The following is a 17,977-nucleotide window of genomic DNA, read 5'->3' as shown; positions in this document are numbered from 1 at the left end:
ATTGCCGGTAATGATCGACATCGTTGTACTTTTCTTTATTTTCGGCTTGACGGCCGGGATACTGCGTTCAGAGCTCAAGTTACCCTCTGCCCTCTACGATTCGCTGTCGCTGGTGCTGCTTTTGACCATTGGCCTCAAGGGCGGCGAAGGTCTGGCCCAGCAGGAGCTTGGGGCGCTGCTGCCGCAGCTGGGCATGGTGACCCTGCTGGGCATTGTGCAAACACTGATTGCGTTTGCGGCCTTGCGTTATTTGGGTCGCCTTGGGCGCTCTGACGCAGCTGCCACTGCGGCACACTATGGGTCGGTGAGCGTGGCGACCTTTGCGGTGGGTGTCAACTGGTTGATGACCCGCAACATTGCATTTGAGCCGCAACTGGCTATCTTCCTGACGGTCATGGAGGTGCCTGCCATCATGGTCGGCATCGTTCTGGCACGCGGCATCGGGCGGGAAACTGACTGGCGCATGCTGGCGCATGAAACATTTTTGGGCAAGGGTGTGACCCTTTTGGTGGGCGGCATGCTCATCGGCTGGGCGGCTGGCCCGCTTGGGCTGGAGCCGGTCAAAGCCTTGTTCTATGACTTGTTCAAGGGTGCGCTGGCCCTGTTTCTGCTGGAGATGGGCCTGATCGTGGCGCGCCAGGCCGGTGAGCTTCGAAAGCGCGGTATTTTCATTCTCGGTTTTGGTCTGCTCATGCCGCTCTTTTCAGCCATGCTTGGTCTGGCCTGCGCGTCGGCCCTGGGGCTTTCGGTAGGCGGCAGCACCCTGCTTGCCGCGCTGGCTGCGAGTGCGTCTTACATCGCCGTGCCAGCCACCATGCGCCTGGCCGTGCCTGAGGCCAACCCCGCGCTGTCGCTGGCCGCTGTCCTTGGCGTCACTTTTCCCTTCAATATTTTGGTGGGTATTCCGCTTTACCATTGGTTGGCGGTGTATTTTTCAGGAGGCAATGTATGACACTCATCACCGAAATGCGCACGCTGTTGACCGTGATCACCGAGGCCGCCGTCGAGGAGTTATTGGTGCGCGACCTGGACAAACTGGGTGTTCACGCCTACACGGTCTCGGATGCCCGCGGTCGGGGCAGTCGCGGCGTGCGTGATGCCACCTGGAAAGAGGTCGGAAACATTCGGATCGAGATTATTTGTTCCCGCCCCTTGGCCGAGGCTGCGCTCCTGCATATTCAGACCCGTTACTTCGACAACTACGCCATGGTGGCTTACCTTCATGACGTCGAGATTCTGCGCCCTGAAAAATTCTGATGTCAACAAGTGTCAGAAGCTATTCAATAAAGAGCAAAAATGTTTCCTGCACGCCTCGACTCCACGGTCGCTTACGACATTGCCAAAGCCATGATGGACGGATTCAACCGCCATTACCGGCTGTTCAGGACCGAGTCGGCACGTGCCAAACACCGCTTTGAAACCGCAGACTGGGCGGGCCAGCAGCGGGCCCAGCGTGAGCGCATCGAGTTTTACGACCTGCGGGTGCGCGAATGCTCCATGCGGCTGGAGCGGGAATTCAAGGCCGGCGACCAACCCATGGACATCTGGCAGCAGGTCAAGCTGCACTACATCGGTTTGCTGGTAGACCACCACCAGCCCGAGCTGGCCGAGACCTTTTTCAATTCGGTCACCACCAAAATACTGCACCGCAGCTACTTTCAAAACGATTTCATTTTTGTGCGTCCGGCGGTCAGCACCGAGTACATCGAAAACGGCGAATCCGAGACACGCCCCACCTACCGCGCCTATTACCCAACGCCTGCGGACATGTCAGCCGTGCTGGTGCAGATGGTCAAGGATTTTGGGCTGCACCGCGACTTTGAAGATTTGCCGCGCGATGCGGCTTTTGTCACGGACGTCATCAGCCCCTTGCTGGGGACGAGCAAGCTGCACGCCAACTTCCAGTTGCAGGTGCTGACCAGCCTGTTTTACCGCAACAAGGGTGCCTACGTGGTGGGCAAGATGATCAACGGTTTTCATGAGGTGCCCTTTGCGCTGCCGATCCTGTACACCGGGGGCGAGTCGCAGCTGGCCATCGACGCCGTGCTGCACGGCGAAGACGACATGCACATGCTGTTCAGTTTTGCCCGGGCCTATTTCATGGTCGACATGGAAATACCCAGTGCCTACGTGCAGTTTTTGCGCAGCATGATGCCGCGCAAGCCACGCAACGAGTTGTACAACGCGCTGGGCCTGGCCAAGCAGGGCAAGACGCTGTTTTACCGCGACTTCCTGTTTCACCTGCGCCATTCCACCGACCAGTTCCGTATCGCACCGGGCATCAAGGGCATGGTCATGCTGGTGTTCGATTTGCCCAGCTTTCCTTATGTGTTCAAGGTCATCAAGGACTTTTACCCCCCGCCCAAGGAGACCAGCCGCGAGCAGATCAAGGGCAAGTACCTGCTGGTCAAGCAGCATGACCGCGTGGGGCGCATGGCCGACACGCTGGAGTACAGCGAGGTGGCGTTCCCGCGCAAGCGTTTTACCGACGAGCTGATTGCCGAAATCGAAAAATTTGCGCCCAGCCAGCTCGAAATCAGCGACCGCGATGGCGACGGCCAGATCGAGGTGATCCTGAAGCACGTCTACATTGAGCGGCGCATGATCCCGCTCAATATTTACCTGCAGGAAGCCTTCGATGCGGGCGGTGCCGACCCCGCCAACACCAGCCCGCAAGCGCAGCGTGCCCATGCGCAACTGGCGCGCGGCGTGATCGAGTACGGCAATGCCATCAAGGACCTGGTGGCGGCCAACATTTTTCCCGGCGACATGCTGTGGAAAAACTTTGGCATCACGCGCCATGGCAAGGTGGTGTTTTACGATTACGACGAGATCGAATACATCACCGACTGCGTCTTTCGCCGGGTGCCCCAGCCACGCAACGAAGAAGACGAAATGTCGGGCGAGGTCTGGTTCACGGTGGGTCCGAAAGACGTGTTCCCGGAAACGTTTGGCCCGTTCCTGCTGGGTAACCCGGCGGTGAAAGCGGTGTTCATGAAGTACCACGCCGACCTGCTCGACGTGGCGTTCTGGCAAAGCCACAAGGAACGGATTCAGGCGGGTTACGTCTATGACGTGTTCCCGTACGACCAGGACAAGCGGTTTCAGCCCGAGCGCGTCGAAACACAGGTTCGGGAATCCATTTAAATTTTTCAAGGAGTTTGACATGACGGAGCAAATAGTGATCGTGGGCGCAGCCCGCACCCCCATGGGTTCTTTTCAAGGCGACTTTTCGTCTTTGGCGGCGCACGATCTGGGTGGCGTCGCCATCCGGGCCGCCGTTGCGCGTGCCGGTGTCAACCCGGCGCTGGTCAACGAGGTGCTGTTTGGCAACTGCCTGATGGCGGGCCAGGGCCAGGCGCCGGCACGCCAGGCGGCATTGAAAGGTGGCTTGCCCTTGAGTGCGGGCGCCGTGACGCTGTCCAAAATGTGCGGCTCGGCCATGCGCGCGGCCATGTTTGCCAACGACATGCTGGCCGCGGGCAGCGCCGACGTGCTGGTGGCCGGGGGCATGGAAAGCATGACCAATGCGCCTTATCTGCTGCCCAAGGCGCGCGGTGGTTACCGCATCGGCCACGACCGCATTTTTGACCACATGATGCTCGACGGTCTGGAAGACGCCTACGAGCCGGGCCGCTCGATGGGCACTTTTGGTGAAGACTGTGCCGCCAAATACGGCTTTACCCGTGAACAGCAGGACGCCTTTGCCACCACCAGCGTGCAGCGCGCGCAGGCGGCGACAAAATCAGGCGCTTTTGCCGCCGAAATTGCGCCGGTCACGGTCAAGACCCGTTCCGGGGAGACCGTGGTGTCGATTGACGAAGGTCCCGGCAAGGTCAAGCTCGACAAGATCAGCGCGCTCAAACCCGCTTTCAAGAAAGACGGCACCATCACCGCCGCCAGCAGTTCCAGCATCAACGACGGCGCCGCCGCGCTGGTCATGATGCGTGCCTCCACCGCCAGTCAGCTGGGCCTCAAGCCGCTGGCGCGCGTGGTGGCCCACGCCGTGCACGCGCAGGAGCCCAACTGGTTTGCCACGGCGCCCATCGGTTCGGTCAACAAGGTGCTGGCCAAGGCGGGTTGGGGCGTGAAAGATGTCGACCTGTGGGAAGTCAACGAGGCTTTTGCCGTGGTGCCGATGGCGCTGATGCACGAGCTGAACCTGAGCCACGACATCGTCAATGTCAACGGTGGCGCCTGCGCGCTGGGCCACCCGATTGGCTGCAGCGGTGCCCGCATCATGGTGACGTTGATTTACGCGCTGCAGGCCCGAGGCCTGAAAAAAGGCGTGGCCAGCCTGTGCATCGGCGGCGGTGAAGCGACTGCCGTGGCGCTGGAAATGCTCTGAACGAAAGCCTGAACCATGCTGTTGACCCAAGACCAGGAAATGATCCGCGACGCGGTGCGCGACTTTGCCCAGGCCGAGTTGTGGCCGAATGCGGCCAGGTGGGACAAGGAGCACCACTTTCCCAAGGCGGCGCATCAAGGCCTGGCAGCATTGGGCGCCTACGGCATTTGCGTGCCTGAAGAACTGGGCGGCGCGGGCCTGGACTACCTGACACTGGCACTGGTGCTTGAAGAAATTGCGGCCGGTGACGGCGGCACCAGCACCGTGATCAGTGTGACCAACTGTCCGGTCAATGCCATTTTGATGCGCTATGGCAATCCGGCGCAGCAAAAGCAATGGCTGACGCCGCTGGCGCAGGGGCAGATGCTGGGCGCCTTTTGCCTGACCGAGCCGCATGTGGGCTCGGACGCCTCCAGCCTGCGCACCACGGCGGTCCGGGACGGCGACGGCTACGTGATCAACGGCGTCAAGCAGTTCATCACCAGCGGCAAAAATGGCGACGTCGCCATTGTGATTGCCGTCACCGACAAGGGCGCGGGCAAAAAGGGCATGAGCGCCTTTTTGGTGCCGACCCATGCCCCGGGCTATCACGTGGCGCGGCTCGAAGACAAGCTGGGCCAGCACTCCAGCGACACCGCGCAGATCAATTTTGACAATTGCCGCATTCCCGCCGAGAACCTGATTGGCGCCGAGGGCCAGGGCTACGGCATTGCCCTGGGCGGCCTGGAGGGCGGTCGCATCGGCATTGCCGCACAAAGCGTGGGCATGGCGCGCAGCGCGTTTGAGTTTGCTTTGCAATACGCCAAGGAACGCCAGAGTTTTGGCACCGCCATCTTCAACCACCAGGCCGTAGGCTTCAGATTGGCCGAGTGCGCCACCCAGCTGGAGGCGGCGCGGCAACTCATTTGGCACGCGGCAGCCTTGCGCGATGCCGGCCGTCCATGTCTGAAAGAAGCCGCCATGGCCAAGCTGTTTGCCAGCGAAATGGCCGAAAAAGTGTGCAGCATCGCCATCCAGACCCTGGGCGGTTACGGGGTGGTGAGCGACTTCCCGGTGGAGCGCATTTACCGTGACGTGCGTGTGTGTCAGATTTACGAGGGCACCTCGGACGTGCAGAAGATCATCATCCAGAGAGCTCTTTAATCAATTGGGGTCAGCGCACGTCGTTGCGCGAGTGCTCTGACCCGCAAAATTTCACAAGCCTGGAATAATTATTGCTTCAGTGTGTTGCCGAACAGTCTCCTGGGTGCATCGCAGCCTATGCTCCTCCGAGTTGGGTTGCTGCCCGGCGCAAGTACCCCTCATCTGGAGCACCTATTGACTAATTTGAATCTCATTGCAGGGGAACCCAGGCACCAATTTCCGGGCACCGCCCTGCGCATGCGCGTCGGCTTTGAGATGGCGTACGAATGCCCCGGTCCGACGCCGATGCTTTTGTCGCTCAACATCCACCATTCGCGGGCAAGTGATCTGGTGCGCCCGGACATTCTGGTGACCAGCCCGGCAATCCCGATCAGCGCCTACCGCGATCTGTTTGGCAACTGGTGCAGCCGCATCGTCGCCCCGGCCGGGCGCCTGGTGTTGCGCACCGATGCGCTGGTCAATGACAGCGGCCTGCCCGACGTGGTGGCGCCCTGGGTTGAACAGACGCCGGTCGAGCATCTGCCCGAATCGGTGCTGGTATATTTGCTGGGCAGCCGCTACTGCGAGACCGACCTGCTTTCCAACATCGCCTGGCAGCAGTTTGGCGCCGGTCCCACCGGCTGGGCACGGGTGCAGGCCATTTGCGATTTTGTGCACCACCGCATTGAATTTGGCTACCACCACGCCCGGCGCACGCGCACGGCCTGGGAGGCCTTCAACGAGGGGCAGGGCGTGTGCCGCGATTACGCCCACCTGGCCATTGCCCTGTGCCGCTGCATGAACATTCCGGCGCGCTACTGCACGGGTTACCTGGGCGACATCCGCATTCCACCCATTCCGGGGCCGATGGACTTTGCCGGCTGGTTCGAGGCTTTCCTGGGTGACCGCTGGTACACCTTCGATGCGCGCAACAACACGCCGCGCATTGGCCGCGTGCTGATGGCCCGCGGCCGCGATGCTTGTGACGTGGCACTGACCAGCACTTTCGGGCCCAACACACTGCAACGGTTCACCGTCTGGGCGGATGAAGTGGCCATGGATTGATCGATGGGTGGTTGATCCTCAACCATTGAAATGAGCCGTAACGCGGTCAAGTAGCGCGCCGCGCTCCGGTATGATGCCCCCAAAACAAGGCACCCTTTATGCGCATCATCATTCTGGGAGCCGGGCGGGTTGGCGAAAGTGTGGCCGAAAGCCTGGTTTCCGAGCAAAACGACATTACCTTGATCGACCCCGACCCAGAGTTGCTACGCGACCTGGAGGACCGGCTGGACTTGCGTGGCGTGCCGGGCAATGGCATTCAGCCGTCGGTGCTGCGCCGCGCTGGCGCTGAAGACGCTGACCTGTTTGTCGCCTGCGCCGCGCTGGACGAGACCAACCTGACCGCCTGCAAGGTGGCGCACGACGTGTTTGGCATTCCGATCACCGTGGCGCGGCTGCGCTCCCCCGAGTTCGTCGAGGGCGATGCTTTGCTGGACAAGACCGGCTTTGGTGTCACGCATGTGATTTGTCCCGAAGAGTCGGTGATGCATTACATCCACAAGCTCATCGACTACCCAGAAGCGCTGCAGGTGCTGGAGTTTTCGCGCAGCCGGGCACACTTGGTCGCCATGCGCGCTGCACAAGGAAGCGCCTTGGTGAACCACACCATTGGCGAATTTCGTGACCTTTTTCCCTGGGCCGAGATGCGCGTGGTGGCGGTCTACCGGCAGGACGCCGAAATACCGGTGGGACCCGATACCCGCGTGCTGGCGGGTGACGAGGTCTTTGTGCTGGCCGACAAGCAAAAAATTCGGGAAGTGTTGCGCGCCATTCATAACAATGACCAGCCGGTGCGCCGCGTCATGATTGCCGGCGGCGGCAAGGTGGGCCTGCGGCTGGCGCGCAGCCTGGTCGGGCAGTGCCAGGTCAAGCTCATCGAGCAGGACCACAAGCGCTGCAAATATCTGGCGGGGGAATTGCCCTCTGACATGTTGGTGCTGGAAGGCGACTCGGCCGATGAAACCCTGCTGCTCGAAGAGGGCGTGGGGCAGATGGATTTGTTCATCTCGCTGACCAGTGACGACGAGGACAACATCTTGTCCGCCATGCTGGCCAAGCGGCTCGGTGCCAGGCGGGTGATTGCCTTGATCAACCGGCGCATTTATGCCGAGATGATGCAGGGCAGCACCATTGATATTGCCATCTCGCCCGCCCAAACGGTCATTGGCGAACTGCTGGTGCACGTGCGCCGCGGTGCCTTGGCGGCGGTGCACAGCTTGCGCCGCGGCGAGGCCGAGGCGCTGGAGGGCGTGGCCCGTGGTGACGTCAAGTCGTCCCAGTTGGTGGGGCGGCGCATTGAGCAGATCAAACTGCCTGAGGGCGCCCGTTTTGGCGTCATTGTGCGCGGCGAGGGGCGGGATTGCGAGGTCTTGATGCCGCACCATGACCTGGTGATCCAGGAAGCCGACCACATCATCATCTTCATTGCCAACAAGCGTTTGCTGCGGCCGGTGGAAAAGTTGTTCCAGGTCAGTGCCAACTTTTTCTAGACCATGACCAGCCTGGCTCCGGCGCTCAACATCCTGGCCCGCATCATGGTGGGCTACGCCTTGCTGTTCTTGGTGCCGATGGCCTGGGCCTGGCAACTGGATGCGCCGGCCTTGCTGGGCGTGTGGCTGCAAAGCATGGCGATCACGCTGGGCTTGGGGCTGGCGCTCTGGTTGCTCACCCATCGACACCACCGTGAACTCATGCCGCGGGATGGCTTTGTGCTGGTCAATCTGGTGTGGACGGTGCTGCCAGCCTGCTCCGCCGTGCCCTTGGTGCTGGCGATTGACGGCCTGAGCTGGACCGATGCCTATTTTGAGGCCATGAGCGGCCTGACCGCCACCGGGGCCACGGCCTTGTCCGGACTGGATGGGCTGCCGGTTTCGGTCAATGTGTGGCGCTGTTTTTTGCAGCTGATCGGCGGCCTCGGCGTGATGCTGCTGGTGGTGGCGGTGTTGCCGCTGCTGGGTTTGGGTGGCGTGCAGCTCTACAAGGCCGAAACCCCCGGACCCATGAAGGATGCCCGCCTGACACCGCGCATTGCCGAAACCGCGCGTGGTTTGTGGGGCGTTTATTTTGTGTTCTCGACGGCTTGCATGCTGGCGTATTACCAGGCTGGCATGAGTTGGTCGGATGCCTTCATGCACATGTGCAGCACCATGGGATTGGGCGGTTTTTCGTCCCATGACGCGAGTTTTGGCTTCTGGAATTCGCGTGACATCGAACTCGTGGCCATTGTTTTCATGGCGCTGTCAGGCATCAGCTTTGCGCGTTACTTCATTGTCTGGCGGGCGCGCTCGGTGCGGTCCATGTGGCGCGACACCGAGGTGCGGGCCTATGTGCTGGCGCTGCTGGGCTCCGCTTTGGGGCTGGCTGCCTTGTTGCTGCTGCATGGCACCTTCGATGAACCCCAGGTGGCCTTGCGCGCCGCTGCCTTCCATGTGGTGTCGGTGGCCACCACCACCGGTTACGCGTCGGCTGACTACGCTCTTTGGCCCGTTTTTGCGCCGGTCTGGTTGATGTTTCTGGGCACTTTTGTGTCTTGCGCAGGCTCCACCGGCGGCGGTATCAAGATGGTGCGCATGGTGCTGCTCATCAAGCAATCGCGCCGGGAACTGGTGCGCGCCATCCACCCGCGGGTGGTGAACCCGGTCACCATGGGGCGCGCCACCATTCCTGCCACCGTGATTGCTGCGGTCATGGCCTACATGCTGATCTACGGCGCCAGCACCATCGGCCTGACCATGCTGATGCTGCTCTCGGGGCTCGACATCGTCACGGCATTTTCTGCGGTGGTGGCCACCCTGAACAACATTGGTCCGGGTTTGGGACTGGTCGGACCGGCATCCAATTTTGGCGTGCTCACCGATTTTCAGACCTGGATTTGCACCGTGGCGATGCTGCTCGGGCGGCTTGAACTGCTGGCTGTGATGGTGCTGTTTTTGCCGCAGTTCTGGCGCAAGTAATTTACCTATTTTCAGGAGACCCCTCATGCCGATCACCAAAGGCTACCAACAACTCGTGGCCGAGGCCATGGCCCAGGTCAAGACCTACTCGGTTGCAGACGTCAAAGCGCGTCTGGATGATCCGCGTGTGCAGGTGGTCGACATCCGCGACGTGCGCGAGCTTGAGCGCGAAGGCACGGTGCCAGGCTGCATCAACGCGCCGCGTGGCATGCTGGAGTTTTGGGTGGACCCGGCCTCGCCCTATTACAAGCCGGTGTTTGGTGACGAGTCCAAGGAATACATCCTGTTTTGCGGCGCCGGCTGGCGCAGTGCGCTGGCCACCCTGGCCCTGCAAAACATGGGTATGACCAACGTGGCCCATATCGACGGCGGTTTCACCGACTGGGTCAAACAGGGTGCACCGGTGGAAACCATGGAACAGCACAAGGCGCGTCGCCACGCCAAGGCGCAGGAGCCTGCGCAGAACGCTCTGCCGCCCGGGCTCCTGGGACAACACGAAAGACAACAAGCATGAAATTTGAGGCAATTTTGTTCGACTGCGACGGCGTGCTGGTCGACAGCGAGCCCCTGACCAACCAGGTTCTGCGCGAGATGCTGGCTGAAGCCGGCTGGTCCATGACACAGGCCGAATGCATGGCTTACTTCGTCGGCAAGACGGTGCGCGAAGAGCGGGCCGAGATTGAGGCGCGCACCGGTCAGCCCTTGACGCAGGATTGGCTCAACAGTTTTTACCAGCGGCGCAACCAGGCGCTTGTTGCCAGGCTGGAAGTGATTCCGGGAGCCCGCTCCGCCGTGCAGGCGGCGCATGACGTCACCCGGGGGCGCATTGCCTGCGCCTCGGGGGCAGACCGCTTCAAGGTGGAAATGCAATTGGGCAAAGTGGACCTGTTGGGATTTTTTGCGGGGCGGATTTTCAGCGGCCATGAAATGCCGCGTTCCAAGCCGGCCCCCGATGTTTATCTGGCGGCCGCTGCACATCTGAACCTGCCAGGCGAGCAGTGCCTGGTGATCGAAGACACCACGGTGGGCGTCACGGCAGGTGTGGCAGCGGGCGCCACCGTGTGGGCTTACAGCCCGCAACCGTCAGGGGATGCCGCCCTGCTGCAGGCGGGTGCGCGCCAGCTGTTTCGCTCCATGGCCGATGTGCCTGGGTTGTTACTTGCGAGCCCTTAGCCGCCAGGTGAGCCAGGCGTGGTGCCGGCCGCGTGCCTGAATTCTGCCGGGGACTGTCCGGTCCAGCCTTTGAACGCCCGCATGAAACTCTTCTCGTTTTGAAAGCCGCTGGCGGTCGACACCTGTTTGATGGGGCGGTCAGTGCGCAGCAGCAGGTCTTGCGCGCGCTGCCTGCGCACCTCGTCTTTCAACTGCTGCAATGACGCGCCCTCGTCCTTGAGCTGGCGGTGCAGGGTGCGCGGCGAGAGGTAGAGCAGGGCGGCCAGATCATGGGCACTGCGGGTCTGCTCGGGGTGCATCGCCAGTGCTTGCCGCACCCGCTGAACCAGCAGACGGTCTCGCCGGTACTGCAGCACGGTCAGCGGCAGGGCGTGTTCCAGCATCTGCTGCAGCGCGGCCTCATTGCGGCGCAAGGGCAAGTCCAGGTAACGTGCGTCCATCCGGATCTGCGCCTGCGGCTTTTCAAACGTGGTGGCACCCGAAAACAGTACGGCATAGACCTGGTGGTGCGCGGGCGCCGCAAAGGGAAACTGGGCGCCCTGCAGCGGGATGCGTGAGTCAATCAGCCAGCAGGCCACGCCATGGAGGTTGCGCAATACCGAGACCAGGCAAAACTCGCGCATTGCGCCCAAGTCGCGCTGCTCGGTGAGGCTGATGGTGGTGATGTCCTTTGTGGTTTGCACCTGGAGACTGATGTCATCGGTCAGCAAGCCATGGTGGCGGCACCAGCGCTTGAGCGCCACGCCGAGGTTCGGGGCGCTGATGGAGGCGCGCGCCAGCATGCCGTAACTGCCCCAGGGCAGGCGCCGGCTGAACCAGCCCAGCGCCTCGTCGTCCAACTCCCGCATCGCCGCGTCTGAAATGCGCTCCATCTGCGCGGCGCTGATGCGCGCGGTGGGATCTTCAAGAAGTTCTGGCGCAATTTGTGCCGATTCGAGTGCATGCGCAGGACTTTTGCCAAGCCTTTCATAAGCGCCCACGATGGCTTTAACGAAAGCGATCGGGGTTGCAGCGCGGCTGCTGGACAAGTTTTGCATGGTCCGTAGTATCTTTTCAATTGGCGCAATATGCAACCTGCATGGCCGCCACGGGCGTGCTTTTGGTTTTATGCTCGGGTCATCAACCTGGCGCCAGCCTGAACGCCAACCCGACCCACAGAAAGAATGCCATGTCCGTTCTGGAGACCAAACTCAATGCCCGCTCTGCGGATTTCCAGGCCAATGCCGCCGCCATGCGCACCCTGGTGGATGACCTCAATGCCAAGGTGACTCAGGTCGAGATGGGCGGAGGCGACGCGGCCCGTGCCAAACACACCGCGCGCGGCAAGCTGCTGCCGCGGGACAGGGTGCAGATGCTGCTCGATCCCGGCACGCCGTTTCTGGAGCTCTCGCCGCTGGCCGCATTGGGCATGTACCCGGACCGCGATGGCAGCGACAGCGCACCCGGCGCCGGCCTGATTGCCGGCATTGGTCGCATCGAAGGGGTCGACTGCATGATCGTCTGCAACGACGCCACGGTCAAAGGCGGCACCTACTACCCGATGACGGTCAAAAAGCACCTGCGCGCGCAGGAGGTGGCCCAGCAAAACCGGCTGCCCTGCATTTACCTGGTGGACTCGGGCGGGGCCAACTTGCCGAACCAGGACGAGGTGTTTCCGGACCGCGACCACTTTGGCCGCATCTTCTTCAACCAGGCGACCATGAGCGCGCAGGGCCTGGCGCAAATTGCGGTGGTCATGGGCAGTTGCACCGCCGGTGGCGCCTATGTGCCCGCCATGAGCGACGAGGCCATCATCGTCAAGAACCAGGGCACCATTTTTCTGGGTGGACCGCCCTTGGTGAAGGCGGCCACGGGCGAGGTGGTGACCGCCGAAGACCTGGGCGGCGGCGACGTGCACACGCGCCTCAGCGGCGTGGCCGACCATCTGGCGCAAAACGACATGCACGCGCTGGCGCTGGCCCGAACCGCCGTGAAAAACCTGAACAAGGGCAAGCTGTTGGGTGCCACCGACCATGCCCCCGCCGCGCCCAAGTATGCGGCGCAAGAACTGTATGGCGTGATTCCGGTGGACACCCGCAAGCCCTTCGATGTGCGCGAGATCATTGCCCGTATCGTCGATGACTCCGACTTTGACGAATTCAAGTCGCGCTTTGGCACCACGCTGATCTGCGGTTTCGCCCGCATCGAGGGCATGCCGGTCGGCATCATCGCCAACAACGGCATTCTGTTCAGCGAATCGGCGCTGAAAGGCACGCATTTCATCGAGCTGTGCTGCCAGCGCAAGATCCCGCTGGTGTTCTTGCAGAACATCACCGGCTTCATGGTCGGCCGCAAGTACGAGAACGAGGGCATTGCGCGCAACGGCGCCAAGATGGTGACCGCAGTGGCGACGGCGGCAGTGCCCAAATTCACCATCATCATCGGCGGCAGTTTTGGTGCCGGCAATTACGGCATGTGCGGTCGCGCCTTCAGCCCGCGCTTTTTGTGGATGTGGCCCAACGCCCGCATCTCGGTGATGGGCGGCGAGCAGGCGGCCAGTGTGCTGGCCACGGTGCGCCGCGACGGCATCGAGCTCAAGGGCGGGCAGTGGAGCGCGTTAGAGGAAGAAGCCTTCAAGGCGCCAATCCGCAGCCAGTACGAAACCCAGGGCCACCCCTATTTCGCCACCGCACGGCTGTGGGACGACGGCATCATCGACCCGGCCGACACCCGCCGCGTGCTGGCGCTGGGACTGAGCGCCACGCGCAACGCGCCCATCGACGACACGCGCTTCGGTTTGTTCCGGATGTGAGCGGGGACCCCATGCCATCCATCTCTGTTTCCACCGCTGGCCACTGTGCCACGGTCACCCTGAACCGCCCCGAGGTGCGCAACGCTTTCAACGACGAGGTGATTGCCGAACTGACTCATGCCTTTGCCGAATTGGGTCAGGACCCCCAGGTGCGCGCCATCGTGCTGGCGGCCGTTGGGCCGGCTTTCTGTGCGGGCGCCGACCTCAACTGGATGCGGCGCATGGCCAACTACAGCCAGGCCGAAAACCTGCTTGACGCCGCGCAATTGGCCGAAATGCTGCGTGTGATTGATACCTGCCCCAAGCCCACCGTGGCGCGCATCCAGGGCGATGTTTATGCCGGTGGCATGGGCCTGGTTGCCGTCTGCGACATGGCGGTGAGTGTGGAATCGGCCAACTATTGCCTGAGCGAGGTCAAGCTGGGCCTTTACCCGGCCACCATCAGCCCCTATGTGATCCGTGCCATGGGCGCGCGCGCCGCGCACCGCTACTTCTTGACCGCCGAGCGCTTTGATGCGGCCGAGGCCTTGCGCATCGGGTTTGTCCATGCTGTGGTGCCCGCCGAGCAACTAGACGATCAGGTGGCCGAGATCACCCAGGCGCTGGTCAATGCCAGCCCCAACGCGGTCAAGGAATGCAAGACCCTGCTGCATGACGTGGCGGGCAAGGACATCGACGCTGCCCTGATCGCTTACACCGTGCAAGGCATCGCCGGCATCCGCGCCAGTGCCGAGGGCAAGGAAGGCGTGCAGTCCTTCCTGCAAAAGCGCAAACCCGACTGGCTCATTTAATTGGGGTCAGATTCCAATTAATTTGCGATGAATTCATTCCGATGGAGACAAACATGTTCACAAAAATCCTGATCGCCAACCGTGGCGAGATAGCTTGCCGGGTGGCAGCCACTGCACGCCGCATGGGCATCAAAACGGTGGCGGTGTATTCCGATGCCGATGCCCATGCCAAGCACGTCGCCGCGTGTGATGAATCGGTGCACATTGGCGGCAGCGCGCCCAAAGACAGTTACCTGCGCTGGGAAAAAATCATCGAAGCGGCCCAGGCCACCGGCGCCCAAGCGGTGCATCCCGGTTATGGGTTCCTCAGCGAAAACGAAGAGTTTGCCAAGGCCTGTGCCGCCGCCGGTCTGGTGTTCATCGGTCCACCCGCTTCAGCCATTCAGGCCATGGGCCTCAAAGCCGAGTCCAAACAACTGATGGAACGCGCCGGTGTGCCGCTGGTTCCGGGCTACCATGGTTCGGACCAGGCCCCGGCGCTGTTGCAGCTCAAGGCCGACGAAATCGGTTATCCCGTGCTGATCAAGGCCAGCGCCGGTGGTGGCGGCAAAGGCATGCGCGCGGTGGAGCGGTCACAAGACTTTGCCGATGCCCTGACCAGCTGCAAGCGCGAGGCCATCAACAGCTTTGGCAGCGACGCGGTGCTGGTCGAAAAATACGTGCAGCGCCCGCGCCACATCGAGATCCAGGTGTTTGGCGACAGCTTCGGCAACTACGTTTACCTGTTTGAGCGCGACTGCTCGGTGCAGCGACGCCACCAGAAAGTGCTGGAAGAAGCGCCCGCGCCGGGCATGACGAATGAGTTGCGTGCGCGCATGGGGGAAGCCGCCGTGGCCGCCGCCCGGGCTGTGAATTACGTCGGCGCCGGCACGGTGGAGTTCATCGTCGAGCAGCGTGAAGACGGGTCGATGGATTTCTTTTTCATGGAAATGAACACCCGCCTGCAGGTCGAGCACCCGGTGACTGAAGCCATCACAGGCCAGGATCTGGTGGAGTGGCAACTGCGCGTGGCCAATGGTGAAGCGCTGCCGCTTGCCCAGGCGCAGCTCAAGATCACCGGCCATGCCATCGAGGCGCGCATTTGCGCCGAAAACCCCGACAACAACTTCCTGCCCGCCACAGGCACGCTCGACGTCTACCGCAAGCCAGCGTGCAGCAGCTTTGCCATCAGCCCGGTGCGTTTTGACGATGGTGTGCGCCAGGGTGACAGCATCAGCCCGTTTTACGATTCCATGGTGGCCAAGCTCATCGTGCATGGCGACACGCGCGAACAGGCGCTGGCGCGGCTGGACGACGCGCTGGCACAAACCCACATCATCGGCCTGACCACCAATGTGCAGTTTTTGCGCCATGTGCTGCAGTCGCCCTCGTTTGCGCAGGCCAATCTGGACACGGGTTTGATCCCGCGCGAGGCAGGCGTGCTGTTCAACCAGGAGCGCGTGGGCCTGGCGTTGGCGGCGGCTGCCGATGTGGCGCAGACCCTGTTGGAGGAGCGTGCCGCCGAAGGCACCGACCCCTTCAGTAAGACCGATGGCTGGCGCAGCCACGGCGTCTTCACGCGCCGATTTGCCTTTGAATTTGCCGGCGAGCCGGTGCAGGCCGGACTGACTTATTTGCATGAAGGGGCGCTGTCATTCACCGTGGGCGAAGTGGCCGGAATGCTTGAATTCACCGCCACGCCAGCGGGCATCGACGTTCGTTTTGCGGGCCAGCGCGCGTTGGTCAATGTGTATCGCCAGGGCGAGGTCGGCTACATCCATGCCGCGCAAGGCGCCACGCAAATCATTGCCGTTGATCTGCTGTTGCACGCCGGCGAAGCGCCTGCCGAGGTCGGCCGCCTGACGGCGCCCATGCCGGGCAAGGTGGTGTCGTTTGCCGTCAAGGCCGGTGACAGGGTCCAGCGCGGCCAGGCGCTGGCGGTGATGGACGCCATGAAAATGGAGCACACCATTGCCGCGCCCATCGACGGCGTGGTCGAAGAGTTGCTCTATGCCCCCGGGGACCAGGTGGTGGAGGGCGCCGAACTCCTCAAGTTGGTGGCGCAGTGACCAGGCTGTCATTGCGAGCGAAGCGCGGCAATCCATGCAGATTGAATTCATGGATTGCCGCGTCGCTGCGCTCCTCGCAATGACGGCCAGCGTGGCAATCCATAAAATCTGATGATGTCCATGAAAATTACTTTTTGCTGCGCCGATACCGAGCCGGAACCCTGGCTGGCCGGCCTGCGTGCCGCCTTGCCGCAGGCCGAGGTGGCCGTGTGGCAGCCCGGTGCCACCCCGGCTGACTACGCCGTGGTGTGGCAACCGCCCCAGCAGTTTTTTGACGAGCAGCCGCAGCTCAAAGGCATTTTCAACATTGGCGCGGGGGTCGATGCGCTGCTGAGTCTGCGCCTGCCGCCGCAAGCCGTGGTGGTGCGGCTGGAAGACGCGGGCATGGCGGTGCAGATGGCCGAATACGTCTGTCAGGCGGTGATTCGGCATTTTCGAGACCTGGAGGCTTATGCCGCCGACGTGCGCGCCGGGCATTGGACGTATTACAAGCCGCGCCAGCGCAGTGACTTTGCCGTCGGCGTGATGGGCCTGGGTGTGCTGGGCGCGCGGGTGGCGCAGGCCTTGGCGCACTTTGAGTTTCCGGTCAACGGCTGGAGCCGTACCCCAAAGCTTCTCGACGGTGTGCGCGGTTTCAACGGCGCGGCGCAACTCGATGCGTTTCTGGCCAGCAGTCGCGTGCTGGTCAACCTGCTGCCATTGACACCCGACACCACCAACATTCTGAACCGCGAACGCTTGAGCCGGCTGCAGCCGGGTGGCTACGTCATCAACGTGGCGCGCGGTGCGCACCTGGTGGATGAGGATTTGCTGGCGCTGCTCGACAGCGGCCATCTGGCCGGTGCCACGCTGGACGTGTTTCGCGCCGAACCTTTGCCGCCAGCGCACCCGTTTTGGCGACACCTCAACATCACGATCACGCCGCACACCTCGGCGCGCACCTTGCGCGAGACCAGCATTGCGCAGATTGCTTCCAAACTCATGGGTTTGCAGCGGGGTGAACGCGTGGCTGGGCTGGTGGATGTAGGACGTGGGTATTGAGTTGGGTTTGATGTTTGGTTCGCAGCGGTTGCAGACATTCAACCGGCGCTATCAACTGCTGGAAATTGCTTGTTGGAGTCTAGAATTGCTCGGAGACAGTCTGCGGGGGGGTGTAAGACCGCCGCAAGCAAGGCTGCAAACCACTTTCAGGAGGAATTCATGACCAGTTTTTTCCGCAGCGCCCAGATTAATCGGCAGATTTTGCGGTGTATTTTTCGTTCGGCTTCATGAGCAAACTTCCGACTGACCGTCAAGTTCTGCGCTGCATCTACGAGATGTACGAGGCCGCATACCCTGGCGTTCCGCCTGGGGAGGTGCGAGGTGAAAACGATCCCTACTTGCCAATCGACGTGCCTGCGGTCGCCAAGCGGCTCAACTGCAAGCCCGAGCTGCTATTCGGAAGGTTGTACTACTACCTCGACGCCAAGCATCGCTACAAGCAAGACAACGGCGCTCTCGTTTCGTTGTTCTATCTGAATTTGCAAGGGAAGCGTCACTGTGTTCACTTCCCGTTTCTTGCGTCAATACTCGCAGGGCACGACGACGAGCACCGAAGGCATTCGTGGTCTCTCGCAGCTTCGTTTGTCGCGCTTGTCCTGTCTGTTGCTGCAATCGTGGTTCAGGTCCTCACGGCCAAGTGAGCATGC

At 61.9% G+C, this 17,977-nt stretch carries 15 protein-coding genes and 1 pseudogene; 15 read left to right on the top strand and 1 reads right to left on the bottom strand.

Features of this window, described 5'->3' with window-relative positions:
• Positions 1-10 precede the first annotated feature (10 nt).
• The 10 genes and pseudogenes from Q7U49_RS02415 (at position 11) to Q7U49_RS02370 (ending at position 10,659) form a co-directional block, all read left to right on the top strand.
• Complete coding sequence (locus Q7U49_RS02415; RefSeq protein ID WP_304762152.1) at positions 11-952, top strand: sodium-dependent bicarbonate transport family permease; 942 nt, start codon at positions 11-13, stop codon at positions 950-952.
• Entirely contained in the window at positions 949-1,257 is a 309-nt protein-coding gene (locus Q7U49_RS02410; protein WP_304762151.1) for a transcriptional regulator, read from the top strand. Before Q7U49_RS02415 ends, Q7U49_RS02410 begins: the two co-directional genes overlap by 4 nt.
• Before the next feature lie 39 nt (positions 1,258-1,296).
• Entirely contained in the window at positions 1,297-3,147 is a 1,851-nt protein-coding gene (gene aceK / locus Q7U49_RS02405; protein ID WP_304762150.1) for a bifunctional isocitrate dehydrogenase kinase/phosphatase, read from the top strand.
• Positions 3,148-3,166: 19 nt separating this feature from the next.
• Entirely contained in the window at positions 3,167-4,348 is a 1,182-nt protein-coding gene (locus Q7U49_RS02400) for an acetyl-CoA C-acyltransferase (protein WP_304762149.1), read from the top strand.
• 15 nt (positions 4,349-4,363) lie between these two features.
• Positions 4,364-5,491: an acyl-CoA dehydrogenase family protein gene (locus Q7U49_RS02395; RefSeq protein WP_304762148.1), complete on the top strand. Its 1,128-nt coding sequence runs from the start codon at positions 4,364-4,366 to the stop codon at positions 5,489-5,491.
• Positions 5,492-5,665: 174 nt separating this feature from the next.
• Positions 5,666-6,535 (top strand): transglutaminase family protein, encoded by an 870-nt coding sequence (locus Q7U49_RS02390; protein WP_370653949.1) that lies wholly within the window; start codon positions 5,666-5,668, stop codon positions 6,533-6,535.
• A 98-nt stretch (positions 6,536-6,633) separates the two neighbouring features.
• On the top strand, positions 6,634-8,022 hold the full coding sequence (gene trkA / locus Q7U49_RS02385) for a Trk system potassium transporter TrkA (protein ID WP_304762147.1): 1,389 nt from the start codon (positions 6,634-6,636) through the stop codon (positions 8,020-8,022).
• Positions 8,023-8,025: 3 nt separating this feature from the next.
• Positions 8,026-9,486 carry a TrkH family potassium uptake protein gene (locus Q7U49_RS02380; protein ID WP_304762146.1) on the top strand — a complete coding sequence of 487 codons (1,461 nt, stop codon included), beginning with the start codon at positions 8,026-8,028 and terminating at the stop codon, positions 9,484-9,486.
• Positions 9,487-9,511: 25 nt separating this feature from the next.
• Positions 9,512-9,916: pseudogene (locus Q7U49_RS02375) on the top strand (rhodanese-like domain-containing protein); the annotation flags it as partial.
• Positions 9,917-9,996: 80 nt separating this feature from the next.
• Positions 9,997-10,659 carry an HAD family phosphatase gene (locus Q7U49_RS02370; RefSeq protein ID WP_304762145.1) on the top strand — a complete coding sequence of 221 codons (663 nt, stop codon included), beginning with the start codon at positions 9,997-9,999 and terminating at the stop codon, positions 10,657-10,659.
• On the opposite strand, the gene Q7U49_RS02365 is transcribed toward Q7U49_RS02370, so the two are convergent.
• On the bottom strand, positions 10,656-11,696 hold the full coding sequence (locus Q7U49_RS02365) for an AraC family transcriptional regulator (RefSeq protein WP_304762144.1): 1,041 nt from the start codon (positions 11,694-11,696) through the stop codon (positions 10,656-10,658). The genes Q7U49_RS02370 and Q7U49_RS02365 overlap by 4 nt on opposite strands.
• Positions 11,697-11,827: 131 nt before the next feature.
• Between Q7U49_RS02365 and Q7U49_RS02360 the strand changes: the two genes are divergently transcribed.
• From Q7U49_RS02360 to Q7U49_RS02340, 5 genes are all read left to right on the top strand, one after another.
• Positions 11,828-13,450: a carboxyl transferase domain-containing protein gene (locus Q7U49_RS02360; protein WP_304762143.1), complete on the top strand. Its 1,623-nt coding sequence runs from the start codon at positions 11,828-11,830 to the stop codon at positions 13,448-13,450.
• An 11-nt stretch (positions 13,451-13,461) separates the two neighbouring features.
• Positions 13,462-14,241, top strand: a complete 780-nt coding sequence (locus Q7U49_RS02355) for an enoyl-CoA hydratase/isomerase family protein (RefSeq protein ID WP_304762142.1) — start codon at positions 13,462-13,464, stop codon at positions 14,239-14,241.
• 53 nt (positions 14,242-14,294) lie between these two features.
• Positions 14,295-16,289, top strand: a complete 1,995-nt coding sequence (locus Q7U49_RS02350; RefSeq protein ID WP_304762141.1) for an acetyl/propionyl/methylcrotonyl-CoA carboxylase subunit alpha — start codon at positions 14,295-14,297, stop codon at positions 16,287-16,289.
• Between the two features lie 120 nt (positions 16,290-16,409).
• Positions 16,410-17,330 (top strand): glyoxylate/hydroxypyruvate reductase A, encoded by a 921-nt coding sequence (locus Q7U49_RS02345; RefSeq protein WP_304762140.1) that lies wholly within the window; start codon positions 16,410-16,412, stop codon positions 17,328-17,330.
• 227 nt (positions 17,331-17,557) lie between these two features.
• Positions 17,558-17,971, top strand: a complete 414-nt coding sequence (locus tag Q7U49_RS02340) for a hypothetical protein (RefSeq protein ID WP_304762139.1) — start codon at positions 17,558-17,560, stop codon at positions 17,969-17,971.
• Positions 17,972-17,977: the final 6 nt, after the last annotated feature.

Origin of the sequence: Rhodoferax sp. (assembly GCF_030653815.1) — a bacterium.
Lineage (GTDB): Bacteria > Pseudomonadota > Gammaproteobacteria > Burkholderiales > Burkholderiaceae_C > Rhodoferax.
The sequence above is the reverse complement of the archived record's forward strand: the minus strand, read 5'-3'. Positions and strand labels throughout refer to the sequence as shown.